Genomic DNA, 13,292 nt, shown 5'->3' with positions numbered 1-13,292 from the left:
AGAAAATAAAAGAAAAAGAAAAGTACAAAAGCCAATCTTTCAGCACCTGCATGAGCTGCTCAAGGATTGACTAAACTACACTGTTGTTTTTGCCTGAACCGGTCAGGAATAAAACATTGCCATCTACAATTACACGGAGCTGGTTTCTTTGGCTGGTTGTGCAGATGCTCGCGTTTGGGTCATCTGTGCCTCAGCGTGCGGTTTGTGTGTTTCTTCTTGCTTTAATGCTTTCGCAAGCCCAAACATATAAAGCAGTAAAATCACGGAAAATGGTAAACCACATAACACCACCGCACTTTGCATGGCACTAAAGCTGCCCGCGAGTAATAGTCCGATACTCACGATGGTGATCGTGACGGACCAAAAAATGCGTAACCAAACCGGTGAATCACTATCGCTTGTGCCACCTTGAGATGACAAGTTGGCTATCATCAGTGTACCAGAGCCCACTGGGGTTAAAAATAAAACGAAACAAATCACCACAACAATTCCAGCCACATACGGATGAAAAGGCAAATATTCAAGTAACTTAAACAAAGACATGGCTGGATCTTTGAGTACCAAAGTTCCCAAAATACCCTGACCTTGATTTAAAATTAAATCAATTGCCGTGTTGCCAAAAATCGAAATCCACGCCAGTGTAAAACCTAACGGAATGAGGCATACACCCAAAACCACTTCCCGAATGGTACGCCCCTTTGAAATACGGGCAATAAACATGCCCACAAATGGCGCCCAAGCAATCCACCATGCCCAGTAAAAAATCGTCCACGATGCCAGCCAGCCTGTGGCTTTTTTATCATACAAATACAGATCAAAACTTTTTTGCACGAAGTGACTTAAGTAATCTCCAGTATTTTGCATCAGCCCATTTAACAAATGATTGGTTGGTCCGGTAAAAAACACAAAAGCTAAAAGCAGATAAAGCAAGCGCAGATTCACTCGTGACAACCACGCTAAACCTTTTTCAATACCAACCACGGTGGTCATGGTGGCCACCACCATCATTAAAACAACTGTGGTAATGAGCGTTAGGCTGGAGTTTGCAATCGCCGGAAACAAGTAGCAAATTCCTGATACTAAAACCAGCGCACCGATCCCCAGATTGGTCACCAAAGAAATGATCGTGGCCAAAATACCAAAACCATCGACCATATGACCAATCAAGCCATGAATTCGTTCGCCAAAAATAGGATACAGTGCCGAACGTAATGCCAGAGGCAAATCACGCCTGAAAGCAAAATAACCCAGTGTGACACCCACCAACGCATACAACACCCAGCCATGTATGCCCCAGTGCAAGAAGCTGTACATCATGGCATTTTGAGCGGCTTCAACGGTGCCGCCTTGCCCTTCAGGAGGTCGCAAAAAATGATCGACGGGCTCAGCCACGCCGTAATACAGTAATGCGATCCCGATTCCGGCAGAAAAAAGCATGGATGTCCATGCCAGATAGCCAAATTCAGGACGGTCATGTGCTTTACCTAAAGGAATTTGCCCGACTTTGGAAAAAGCCAGCCAAGCAACAAAACCTAAAGAAAGTACCACCACCAGCATGTAATACCAGCCAAACAACTGGTTTACCTGCTGTTGAATCCACGTCAGTCCATTTTGGCTGGCACTAGGAAATAGCACAAACAACAAGCCGAAAAGACTGATACTGATTGCCGAACTCCAAAAAACGAAAGGATTCAGGCGAACCGGTAAGATGACGTTTTGTGTGTTACGTTTTGACCACATAACATTGCTCCTTGCACGGATGTGATTCGTCATTATTGATACTGCTGGCGCGCATCTCTCATGAAATTCCATCCCACGAGTTTGCTAAATGCTGGCGACTTTTAAATTTCCGTATATTCATAGAAATAACGGAAATTTGCATAATGATACTTTTAATTGATTGAACGTTCAATCAATTAAAAGTATCATAAAAAGGTGCTATCATGTTCTGTAGATCATTTATTGAAGCAAAACCTTATATTTTTAAGGACATACATGAACAAACGCAGAGTAAAACCCGAGCACGTGCGTCGTGAAGAAATTGTAAACGCCGCATATGACGTGATTTTTGAAGTGGGGTTATCCAACACCACCATGGCTCAAATTGCGAAAAAAGCCCAACTCTCGGTGGGTATCGTCAGTCATTACTTTGGCGACAAACAGGGTCTCATTAACGCTTGTATGCTAGAGATGCTCAATGTACTACGTCGTAAAACGGCGCAGTACAAAGCTGAAGTAAATGAGTTACAACCCGAGAATATGATTAAAGCAATTATTGATTCAAACTTTGATATTAGTCAGGTCAATCAAAGAGCAATGCGTATCTGGCTTGATTTCTGGTCTGCAAGTATGCACATGCCGGAACTTAGCCGATTACAGCGCATCAATGACCAGCGGCTCTACTCCAATCTGAAGTTTCACTTTCTGGAGTTAATGCCCAAGGATCAGGCCAGCATTGCAGCACGCGGTTTGGCCGCATTGATTGACGGACTCTGGTTACGTGGCAGTTTAAGTGGAGACACTGAATTTGACAGTGCACTTGCTCGAACCATTGCATATGACTATGTCGAGACTCAGCTACGGCTGGTAAAGCAAATTAGGCAGGAGAGACAAAATGAGTGATGTTCAACTTCATCGTTTATACATTCATGGACAATATGTTGATGCAACCAGCGGCAAAACCTTTGACAGTATCAACCCTGCAACAGGTGAAGTGATTGCCACGATTCAGCAAGCCTCAAAAGAAGATATCGATGCCGCTGTAAAAAGTGCACAGCAAGGCCAAAAAGAATGGGCTGCTAAGACTGCCATGGAACGCTCTCGTATTTTACGTCGCGCAGTCGATATTTTACGTGAACGCAATGACGAGCTTGCTGCACTTGAAACATTAGATACCGGCAAAGCCTTGAGCGAAACACGCAGCGTCGATATTGTCACAGGTGCCGATGTCCTTGAATATTACGCTGGACTGGCCACTGCCATTCAAGGTGAACAGGTTCCTTTACGTGAAAGCAGCTTTTTTTATACCCGCCGTGAGCCATTGGGCGTAGTGGCTGGAATTGGTGCGTGGAACTATCCAATCCAGATTGCTTTATGGAAATCTGCCCCTGCCTTGGCCGCAGGCAATGCCATGATTTTTAAACCAAGTGAAGTCACACCACTTACTGCATTTAAACTTGCAGAAATTTATACCGAAGCTGGTTTACCTGCTGGTGTTTTTAATGTCGTACAGGGCTCAGGACGCGATATCGGCCCTTACCTGACCGAGCATCCTGTGATTGAAAAGATTTCATTTACCGGTGGCGTGGAAACTGGCAAAAAAGTTATGGCCAGTGCCGCAGGCTCAACCCTCAAAGACGTGACTATGGAACTCGGTGGAAAATCACCGCTGATTATTTGTGATGATGCCCAGCTTGATCGTGCTGCTGATATTGCCGTTATGGCTAACTTTTTCAGCTCAGGCCAAGTTTGTACCAACGGTACGCGTGTTTTTGTTCCTGAACAGCTTAAATCAGCCTTTGAAGCCGCTGTGGTTGAGCGTGTAAAACGCATTCGAATGGGTGATCCGCAGCACGATGATACGAATTTTGGTCCAATGGTGAGTTTTGCACATATGGACAAGGTGTTGTCTTATATTGCTTCCGGTAAGGAACAAGGTGCAAAAGTACTCATTGGCGGGCAGCGCGCCACGCAAGCAGCGCTTAAAGACGGCGCTTTTGTAGAGCCAACTGTATTTACCGACTGTACTGATGATATGAAAATCGTACAAGAAGAAATATTTGGGCCCGTCATGAGTATCTTGACTTATGCGACAATTGAAGAAGCCGTTCAACGCGCCAACAGTACTGTTTTTGGTTTGGCAGCAGGTGTGGTCACTCAGGATATTTCCTTGGCACATCGCATTATTCACCAACTGGAAGCCGGTATTTGCTGGATTAATACGTGGGGAGAATCCCCAGCCGAAATGCCAGTCGGTGGTTATAAAGAATCGGGCGTAGGGCGTGAAAATGGTATCTCGACGCTCAACCACTATACCCGAACAAAATCGATTCAAGTCGAAATGGGCGATTACCAGAGCGTGTTCTAAAACACGCGACGCCCTTTTTAAAGTTTCCTCATAAATCTGATGTCACTGCTGCTATCACAGCGTGACGCATACAATATTAAGGAATAGCAATGACGACTCAATCTTACGATTATATTATTATTGGCGCAGGCTCTGCAGGTAATGTGCTGGCCGCGCGTTTAACTGAAGATGCCAATACATCGGTATTACTTTTGGAGGCTGGCGGCCCCGATTACCGTCTGGATTTTCGTACGCAAATGCCAGCGGCTCTCGCCTTTCCGCTTCAAGGCCGACGCTACAACTGGGCTTACCTCACCGAGCCTGAACCTCATATGAATAACCGTCGTATGGAATGCGGTCGTGGTAAAGGACTGGGTGGCTCATCACTGATTAACGGGATGTGTTACATTCGCGGTAATGCAATGGATCTCGATGGCTGGGCCAAGCTTAAGGGTTTAGAAAACTGGACCTACGCCGACTGTCTACCTTATTACAAAAAAGCAGAAACGCGCGATATCGGTGGTAACGATTATCATGGCGATAGCGGACCGGTTAGTGTTGCAACGCCTAAAGCAGACAACAATGTCTTGTTTCATGCCATGATTGAGGCTGGTGTTCAGGCTGGTTATCCACGCACAGACGATTTAAACGGCTATCAGCAAGAAGGCTTCGGCCCGATGGATCGTACCGTCACCAAAAACGGTCGCCGCTCGAGTACGGCACGTGGCTATCTGGATATGGCCAAAGGCCGACCGAATCTGACCATTGTTACGCATGCCATGACCAATAAGATCTTGTTTAGTGGCAAACAGGCCATTGGTGTGGAATATATTCAAGGCGCCAACAAAAACGATCTGAAAAAAGTCCTTGCCAATAAAGAAGTGCTGTTATGTGCTGGTGCGATTGCTTCACCGCAAATTTTGCAGCGCTCAGGCGTGGGTCAAAGCACCTTTTTAAAATCGATGGACATTGATGTGGTTCATGATTTGCCAGGTGTAGGTGAAAACTTACAAGATCACTTGGAAATGTATTTACAGTACAAGTGCAAACAACCTGTGTCACTTTACCCTGCACTGCAATGGTATAACCAGCCAGCAATCGGTGCAGAATGGCTGTTTTTAGGTAAAGGTATCGGTGCCAGCAATCAGTTTGAAGCAGGTGGCTTTATTCGTTCGTCTGACGAGTTTGAATGGCCAAACATTCAGTATCACTTCTTGCCTGTTGCCATTAACTATAACGGTAGTAATGCAGTAAAAGAACATGGTTTTCAAGCACATGTCGGTTCGATGCGATCTCCATCACGTGGGCATATCAAACTCAAATCGAAAGATCCGTTTGAGCATCCAAGCATTTTGTTTAACTACATGTCGACTGAGCAGGACTGGCAAGAGTTCCGCGCCGCCATTCGTATTACCCGTGAAATCATGCATCAGCCTGCGCTAGATCCTTATCGTGGTGAAGAAATTAGTCCTGGTAATCAGCTTTCGACAGATGCACAACTCGACGATTTTGTTCGTAATCATGGTGAAACGGCTTATCATCCATCGTGCAGCTGTAAGATGGGTGAAGATGAAATGGCTGTGGTGGACCATCAGGGACGCGTGCACGGCATGCAAGGTTTGCGTGTTGTAGATGCCTCAATCATGCCGCTGATTATTACAGGCAATCTGAATGCCACCACCATTATGATGGCAGAAAAAATTGCCGATCAAATCCGTGGTCATGCCCCACTCCCGCGTTCTACTGCTCCGTATTATCGCGCATCGTAACGCTAATTTTTTCAAGTTGTTTTCGAACACGATGCATTTTGTATCGTGTTCGAATATCGTCATATTTGACTATCTAGCGTACATTTTTTTCTTTTTAGGTATTTTTGAGGTCTCTATTTGATTATTTACAATTCACTTTATATGTGATGTGATGCTTTTTTTATCTGTTTTTGAATAAATTTAAGCATTTTACCAAATGTTAAAAAAATTATAAGCAATTGAATTGATATCATTTATTTAACAATATAACTAATATTTATTAAACTAATTTCAACATTTCAAATAAAAATTATATTGTCAATACACAATTCATCTACAATATGCCTCCGATGGAAATGTATGGTCAAATTTAAAAAGTGAATTGATCCATTTGCTGTATGGATTAAGACATTTTACTCCCTCTCTCTGAACTTAAATTTGCCATCATTTCCAGAGTCGATTTCTCTCTTGATTTAGTATTTTTCTTTATTTCGCCTTTACGCGATGCTAATCACCTACCCCAAGGTCCTTTATCGCATGAAAAAGTTTCTACGATACCTTTTGGTATTGATTGTTGTTCTTTTAATTGCAGCGATCGCCTTCCTTTTTAGGCCAATTGCTTCCAAAAAAATTCAAACCGCTGCTAGTGAGCCTGTTGTAGATGTGGTTCTGGTAGGTGGTGGTATCATGAGTGCCACGCTTGGAACCTATTTGACTGAGCTTGAACCGAACTGGCAAGTTCGTATGTACGAACGCCTAGACAAAGTTGCTCAGGAAAGTTCAAACGGATTCAACAACGCGGGTACAGGCCACTCTGGCTTCATGGAAATGAACTATACCGAAGAAAAAGACGGTAAGATGGACATTTCTAAAGCTGTAAAAGTTGCAGAACAATTTGAAATTTCAAAACAGTTCTGGGCCTATCAAGTGAAACAAAACGTACTTGGCAAGCCATCTACTTTTATCAATCCAGTTCCGCACCATGCTTTTGTATGGGGTGACAACGTTGCGTTCCTTGAAAAGCGTTATGCAGCAATGATTAAAAATCCATTGTTCTACGGTATGCAGATGACTGAAGATGCAAACCAGATCAAACAATGGGCACCGCTCACCATGGAAGGCCGTGATCCTGCACAAAAAGTGGCAGCAACACGTATGGAAATTGGTTCTGATGTAAACTATGGTGCGATCACCACGCAACTGGTAGATAACCTCAACAAGCATCAAAACTTCAAGCTTTCTACGTCTACCGAAGTGACTGGCATCAGCCAAAATGACGACAAAACCTGGACTGTTTCATTTAAAAATATGAAAACTGGCCAAGCCGATCATGTAAAAACACGTTTTGTATTTATCGGTGCGGGTGGTGCAAGCGTTAAATTGCTGCAAATGACTGGTTTACCAGAATCGAAGCAATATGCTGGCTTCCCTGTAGGTGGCGTATTCTTAATGACGGACAATCCTAAAATTGCCGCAGAACATACAGCAAAATTGTATGGTCGTGCTGATCTAGGTGCGCCGCCAATGTCTGTTCCACATATTGATACACGTTATATCGACGGTAAAAAATATGTGTTATTTGGACCATTTGCGACTTACTCGAATAAATTCTTGAAAGAAGGTTCTCAGTTTGATTTATTGGCATCGACCAATAAAAACAACGTATTGCCAATGACTGCTGTTGGTATGGAAAATCTTGATTTGGTGAAATACTTGGTGAGCCAAGTCATGATGACCGATGAAGACCGTTTTAACGAATTGAAAAAGTACTATCCAAATGCAAAACGCGAAGACTGGCGCTTGAACCAAGGTGGTCAACGTGTTCAGGTCATCAAAAAAGAAGAAGGCAAACCAGCCAAGCTTCAATTTGGTACTGAAGTGTTTGTATCTAAAGATCGTTCGGTCACTGCATTGATGGGTGCGTCTCCGGGTGCTTCAACTTCTCCTTACATTATGTTGAGTTTGCTTGAAAAAGCCTTCCCACAACAAGTGGAAGGTGAGTGGAATCCAAAACTGCACGAGATGGTAAAATCGTACAAACAGAAGTTAAGCGAAGATCCAGTATTGCTTGACCAAGTACGTCAGTACACCAGCCAGACTTTAGGTTTGCACTATACACCGCTGACACCAGCAGACTTTGCTAAGCTTGCTGCATCACAATCGAAGTAATTTTTAAAGATTCAAAAAAGGATGAGCAATGGCTCATCCTTTTTTATCTCCTCTCCTTCATTGATTAATGTGCTGTATTTATCATGTCATCATCTTCTGATTTTTTTGCTGCACTGCGCCACAGAGATTTTTCGCTGCTCAGCCTGAATCAGTTGTGTCTAACCTTAGCCATTTTAATTCAAGAAGTCGTCGTCGCTTATTCGCTCTATCAAATCACGAAAAACCCGCTCATGCTTGGTCTGATCGGTCTAGTCGAACTCATTCCTTTTATTGTTTTGTCGTTGTGGGGCGGTTATATCGCCGATTATTTCAACCGGCAGACCATTTTAAAATTGGGCTTTGCCCTGACCTGTCCTATTCCGGCATGTTTGGCACTGCTATTTTTTCTGCACGCCCAACAAAGTATAGAGCTTCCTCTTTTTTTACTTGGCGTTTATGGCTGTATTTTTGTTTTAGGGCTGTTAAGAGGCATTTATAGCCCCTCATTTAACTCTTTACGACCTTTTTTGGTTCCTGAGAAAATTTACAGCAATGCCAATACATGGACAGCATTGATTTGGCAAATTGGCGCCATGCTTGGGCCGCTTCTTGCGGGCGTGATGATGGGACAGTTTGGCATTTACATTGCACTGAGCATAGCCTTACTGTTGCTGTGTGTTGGTAGCGGTGCTGTGGCCATGATTGGTCCACGATGCTTTCCTGCTGTGGCACGACAGCCCATGATTCAAAGTATGCAGCAAGCGATTCAATTTATGCTGAACAATCGCATGATTTTTTGGTCCATGCTGCTTGATTTAAGTACGGTACTATTTGGTGCTTTACTCACATTACTGCCTATTTTTGCTGAGGAAATTTTAAGAAGTGGCGCTTCTGGACTGGGGCTATTACGTGCTGCGCCTGCTATTGGCACATTGTGTATGACCTTTGCGCTGATGCGCTATGATCTGACACAACATGCATGGCGTAATATGCTGGTTGCAACGCTCGGCTTTGGTCTGTGTGCTGTGACTTTTGCCTGCTCACGCTCATTGGTGTTGTCCTTTGTGCTTTTAATTGGACTGGGTGCATTTGATAGCATGAGCATGATTATCCGCCAGACATTGTTGCAGTTACTTCCGAGTAAATCACTCCTTGGGCGTGTCGCTGCCTTGAATGGAATTATCGTCACATCAGGTAATCAGATCGGTGCCTTTCAGGCCAGTCTCTTTGCACGGTTATGGACGGTTGTACCCGCTACATTAGTGAGTGGTGGCGCCTGCCTCATGATTTCACTCGCAATTGGCTTATCACAACGAGATTTACTCAAATCAAAAATAAAGCAGCATAAACATACATTTCTTACATCTCATAAGTAGATATGAGCTGTCAAAATTCGTATGCTAAATTCACGTTTACATGTAATGGAGAATTCTTTTTTTATGGCCAATACAAGAGAAACGTCACATAAAATTTACTCGACTTTATATGTGCTCGTACTAGTCGTGATCGGCATGTATTGTGTGCTCAATGCCACTTATACGGCTATTATTGGTGGAACGACCTTTTACTTTTTTGCGAGTGTAATTTTATTTGTGCAGTCAGTGATGGCTCTGCGCCCCTCTGAGCATACGCGTAATCTGGCTGGCTTTGGCCTGATCGTGCTGGTTGCGGTCTTACTTTATACTCATGGTTTAGGTTTTTTGAGTCATTTAAAAGCAGTCGCGCTATTGCCTGCCATTGCGTTAACGCTTTTTGGACTACCCGCTTTATCAAATGAACCAAAAAAACTGAATGCCTTAAAAACCATTTTATTGATGTCTTTTATTATATTGGCTGCAGTTCAATACTATGAATTGGACTACTTAAAAGGTTATTACGATTCACTGCATAATGGTGAAACGTGGCAAAAATATGGTGCCCTATAAGTTCACTTATTAAGTGGTAAACAAGGGCACACGCCTAGCCAGTTAAAAATACTTTAGCCAAGTGATTTGTTTGTTTTGATGTTTAAATGCCGAGAACCACGCTACAACAGGATAGAGCATCACGGTCAGTAATGCAGTAATCCCCCAAACACTACGCATGGAATCTACCGCAAAATAATTGCCATCTGTATAACCGAATATACTCACGCACACCACGTAGAATAGTTTAAGTACATACAAATGAATCAGGTAAAAAAACATTGGTACTGAACCCAGTACTACTAACGGTTTAAGACCTTTCCAGTGATTCAGACGCTCAAATATCGCCAATATCATTAGCCCTATTCCAGCATTGAACAGAATAAAAAATAAAGAAGGCGGATACTTGGTCAGATTCATAAAGCTCATGAACGTCATGAGAGATGAATCATAATCAACCCAAGGCTGATCACCATACACATTGATCAAGCGCAACAGCACAAATAAGGTAATACTACCTAAGCCAAGGCCGAGTAAATAACGTTGACGCTGAGCTGGACTAAAGCGTTGTTCAAAGAAGTAGCCCAACGCATAGCCGACAAAAATCACGCCAAACCATGGTAAAACCGGGTAAGAGGTCCGAATTTTAATAGCGTCGAACTCTATCCAGCTACGCTCATGTAACACATACCAGAGCTGCTCTAAACCCCAAATACCCCTAAAAGTCATTGTGTCTAGTAGATTATGTCCAAAAATGATCAATAATCCGGTTGCAAGTAAAACTTTTCTAGGCAGACCCACGCATAAGGCCAACACCACCATGCTGATACCAATCGCCCAAATCACTTGTAAATAAATGACATCGGGTGGGAATTTGGCAGTCCATGCAAAATTGACCAAGGTGAGCTCTAACACGATCAAAAACAAGCCACGTTTAAGTAAAAAACTGCGTGTACTTGCTAGCGTGTTTTTCATTTGATAAAGATACGCTGAAAGCCCCGTGAGTAACACAAAAACGGGGGCACAAATGTGCGCCAAAGCACGACTTCCAAATAAGGCCGGCTCGGTTTCCAAAATGTTCATCGGATCAGTGACTTGTTTATTTAGATAAAATGTTTCCCGAACATGATCGAGTAACATGATCACCATGACGAGCCCTCGTAGGGCATCGATAGATTGTAATCGAGAGAATGTTTTAAGGTGAGACATAATGACTGTAAAACTTAAATCTGTAATGTTATAGTATTACAAATATTAAATTTTGTCTCTACGATTGAGCCGTTTTTATGCAACGCACATCTTATTTAATTTCGTCTGTTTTGGGGCTTTCTTTTTTTCCAGGATTAGTTTGGGCCGACGATAAATCGAGTAACGTTCTCTCCACCATTACTTTGCAAGCTGCTACCGAACAGGAAACCGAAAAGAAAACCTCGGCAACAACTAAATTTGCGCATGATATTGTAGATGTGCCATTTAGTCGCAGTTTCTTATCTGAGGAAATTTTGAAGCAACAAGATGTCCAGCGCATCGATGAAGCGATTCAGCTGGTGACGGGCGTTTATGCGCAAAACAATTACGGCGGTGGATTCTGGGATAATTATTCCATTCGTGGTTTCACCACCGACCCAAACGTGAGCGCCACTATTATTCGAAATGGCTTAAGTGTGAACCGTGGTTTGAGCGCGCCGCGCGATCTGGTCAATATTGCCTCCATCGATATTTTAAAAGGCCCTGCTGCTGCGCTGTATGGTCGCGGCGAAATGGGAGGATTAATCAATATCACTACCAAAAAACCGCAGTGGCAACCACAAGGTGAAATTAACCTGAGAGCCAATACAGAAGAAAAATATCGCGGCAGTTTTGAATATACGGCACCGATTAATGATCAGGTCGCTTATCGATTGGCCGTTGCACATGAAGATAATCAAAGCTTTCGTGATTATGTCAACAGTGACCGCTGGTTCTTTTCACCTCAATTAAGCTGGAAAATTTCCGATCAAACCCAGCTCAATTTTGATAGTGAAATCACGCGCCAAAAAGGCATATTTGATCGTGGTATTAGTGCTTATAAAGGTCAGATTTTAATGGATCGTAAAACCTTTACAGGTGAACCTTCAGCAGATGAAAATGAAGTCAGCGATCAGTTTTATCAGTTACATCTCGCGCATAGCTTCAATGATGACTGGACACTCAACAGTGCCATCAGTTACAAGCAAGGTAAGATTGCTGGAAGCTCTAACGAGCCGCGTAGTTTTGAAGCGGATGCCCAAACATTAAATCGTCAGCGCCGCCAGCGTTATACCTACACCGCCGACCGCTTGGCCCAAACTGAACTACTTGGAAAAATTGACAGTTCATGGGCAAAACACGAAGTTTTAGTTGGCGCAGAAGTTGGCACGCTGGTGTTTAACCAAGGCCAGCTTCGTTGTGATAACGGACGTGTTGGAAAAAAGAATGGTGGGTACGACGATCTGAAACGATATTGTGTGAACCAGATTAATGTCAACCATCCACAATACGGCACCTATCCCAAAGACATGGGGCAATTCATTAGTACCCATGAAGTGCAAGACTACGCAGCACTTAATTTACAAGACCAAATGTTTTTCAATGACCACTGGAGTGTTTTAATCGGCGGACGTTTGGATCACATTAAGCAAAGCCTTGATAATCATTTAAAAGGCTCAAATTCATCAGAAATATTTAACGAAGTATCGCCGCGCTTTGGCTTAAATTATAAATTCAATGATCATTTATCATTTTATAGCAACTATGGCCGGTCATTTGCACTAAATACGGGCACCAATGCCAATGGCGATGTGTTTGCACCAGAGAAAGGTGAAAGCTATGAAGTGGGAAGCAAATTTCTACCCAACGATACAAGCCTTTTAAGTGCTGCGCTGTTTCATATGAAAAAGCGTAATGCTTTAACGATCGATCCAAGTAATACGAGTTTTCAATACGCAGCTGGTGAAGCGCGTAGCCAAGGGGTGGAATTAACGGCACAAACACAATTATGGTCAAAGCTCAATGTACTGGCCAATTACACCTATACCGATGCCATTATTACCAAAGACACCCAAATAGCCAAAGGTACGCGTTTAAATAGTATTCCCAAACACAATGCCAATCTGAGTCTGGACTATTTATTACTTGATGATGGTCAGCGTAAAGCTGGTATAGGTGGCAATATCGTCTATGTGGGCCAACGAAATGGTACCCAAAATGATCAAGGCAATTTAATGTTACCGGCGTATACCATCATGAATTTGAATGCCTACTACGCACCAAATGATCAATTTCGTTACCAATTCAGTTTAAATAACGTATTTGATAAAACTTATTATGTCGAGAGCTACAATGAAATGTGGATTCAACCGGGCGATCCAATTAACGCTTCACTTTCTATGCAGTGGAAGTTTTAAG

9 protein-coding genes are annotated in these 13,292 nt (G+C 43.1%); 7 read left to right on the top strand and 2 right to left on the bottom strand.

The annotated features are described in order from the left end of the window. Positions 1 to 129: 129 nt before the first annotated feature. A complete protein-coding gene (locus tag QLG00_RS11955) occupies positions 130 to 1,740 on the bottom strand; it encodes a BCCT family transporter (protein WP_282471078.1) in 1,611 nt (536 codons plus the stop codon). A 255-nt stretch (positions 1,741 to 1,995) separates the two neighbouring features. Here QLG00_RS11955 and betI point away from each other — a divergent pair, with 255 nt between their 5' ends. The 6 genes from betI (at position 1,996) to QLG00_RS11925 (ending at position 9,887) form a co-directional block, all read left to right on the top strand. Then, a complete protein-coding gene (betI, locus tag QLG00_RS11950; protein WP_004935942.1) occupies positions 1,996 to 2,622 on the top strand; it encodes a transcriptional regulator BetI in 627 nt (208 codons plus the stop codon). Further along, positions 2,615 to 4,087 carry a betaine-aldehyde dehydrogenase gene (betB, locus tag QLG00_RS11945; RefSeq protein WP_004946066.1) on the top strand — a complete coding sequence of 491 codons (1,473 nt, stop codon included), beginning with the start codon at positions 2,615 to 2,617 and terminating at the stop codon, positions 4,085 to 4,087. The genes betI and betB overlap by 8 nt, the downstream gene beginning before the upstream one ends. A gap of 89 nt (positions 4,088 to 4,176) precedes the next feature. After that, entirely contained in the window at positions 4,177 to 5,835 is a 1,659-nt protein-coding gene (betA, locus tag QLG00_RS11940) for a choline dehydrogenase (RefSeq protein WP_048764208.1), read from the top strand. A gap of 516 nt (positions 5,836 to 6,351) precedes the next feature. After that, the gene (gene mqo / locus QLG00_RS11935; protein WP_004935935.1) at positions 6,352 to 7,983 is read left to right on the top strand and encodes a malate dehydrogenase (quinone); all 1,632 of its coding nucleotides are present in this window, start codon (positions 6,352 to 6,354) and stop codon (positions 7,981 to 7,983) included. Between the two features lie 83 nt (positions 7,984 to 8,066). After that, a complete protein-coding gene (locus QLG00_RS11930; RefSeq protein ID WP_282471077.1) occupies positions 8,067 to 9,338 on the top strand; it encodes an MFS transporter in 1,272 nt (423 codons plus the stop codon). Between the two features lie 63 nt (positions 9,339 to 9,401). Then, positions 9,402 to 9,887, top strand: a complete 486-nt coding sequence (locus QLG00_RS11925) for a hypothetical protein (protein ID WP_004946059.1) — start codon at positions 9,402 to 9,404, stop codon at positions 9,885 to 9,887. A 42-nt stretch (positions 9,888 to 9,929) separates the two neighbouring features. On the opposite strand, the gene QLG00_RS11920 is transcribed toward QLG00_RS11925, so the two are convergent. Further along, on the bottom strand, positions 9,930 to 11,075 hold the full coding sequence (locus QLG00_RS11920) for a heparan-alpha-glucosaminide N-acetyltransferase domain-containing protein (RefSeq protein WP_282471076.1): 1,146 nt from the start codon (positions 11,073 to 11,075) through the stop codon (positions 9,930 to 9,932). A 77-nt stretch (positions 11,076 to 11,152) separates the two neighbouring features. Between QLG00_RS11920 and QLG00_RS11915 the strand changes: the two genes are divergently transcribed. Next, positions 11,153 to 13,291 (top strand): TonB-dependent siderophore receptor, encoded by a 2,139-nt coding sequence (locus QLG00_RS11915; RefSeq protein WP_282471075.1) that lies wholly within the window; start codon positions 11,153 to 11,155, stop codon positions 13,289 to 13,291. Position 13,292: the final 1 nt, after the last annotated feature.

Origin of the sequence: Acinetobacter sp. V89_7, from assembly GCF_029967895.1 — a bacterium.
Classification (GTDB): Bacteria; Pseudomonadota; Gammaproteobacteria; order Pseudomonadales; family Moraxellaceae; genus Acinetobacter; species Acinetobacter soli.
Note: the sequence above shows the minus strand (reverse complement) of the source record. Positions and strands in the feature narration are given on the sequence as shown.

Excerpts from the sequence above, each read along its gene's own strand:
- QLG00_RS11955 (WP_282471078.1), bottom strand. The coding sequence starts at position 1,740 with ATGTGGTCAAAACGTAACACACAAAACGTCATCTTACCGGTTCGCCTG.
- betI (WP_004935942.1), top strand. The coding sequence starts at position 1,996 with ATGAACAAACGCAGAGTAAAACCCGAGCACGTGCGTCGTGAAGAAATT.
- betB (WP_004946066.1), top strand. The coding sequence starts at position 2,615 with ATGAGTGATGTTCAACTTCATCGTTTATACATTCATGGACAATATGTT.
- betA (WP_048764208.1), top strand. The coding sequence starts at position 4,177 with ATGACGACTCAATCTTACGATTATATTATTATTGGCGCAGGCTCTGCA.
- mqo (WP_004935935.1), top strand. The coding sequence starts at position 6,352 with ATGAAAAAGTTTCTACGATACCTTTTGGTATTGATTGTTGTTCTTTTA.
- QLG00_RS11930 (WP_282471077.1), top strand. The coding sequence starts at position 8,067 with ATGTCATCATCTTCTGATTTTTTTGCTGCACTGCGCCACAGAGATTTT.
- QLG00_RS11925 (WP_004946059.1), top strand. The coding sequence starts at position 9,402 with ATGGCCAATACAAGAGAAACGTCACATAAAATTTACTCGACTTTATAT.
- QLG00_RS11920 (WP_282471076.1), bottom strand. The coding sequence starts at position 11,075 with ATGTCTCACCTTAAAACATTCTCTCGATTACAATCTATCGATGCCCTA.
- QLG00_RS11915 (WP_282471075.1), top strand. The coding sequence starts at position 11,153 with ATGCAACGCACATCTTATTTAATTTCGTCTGTTTTGGGGCTTTCTTTT.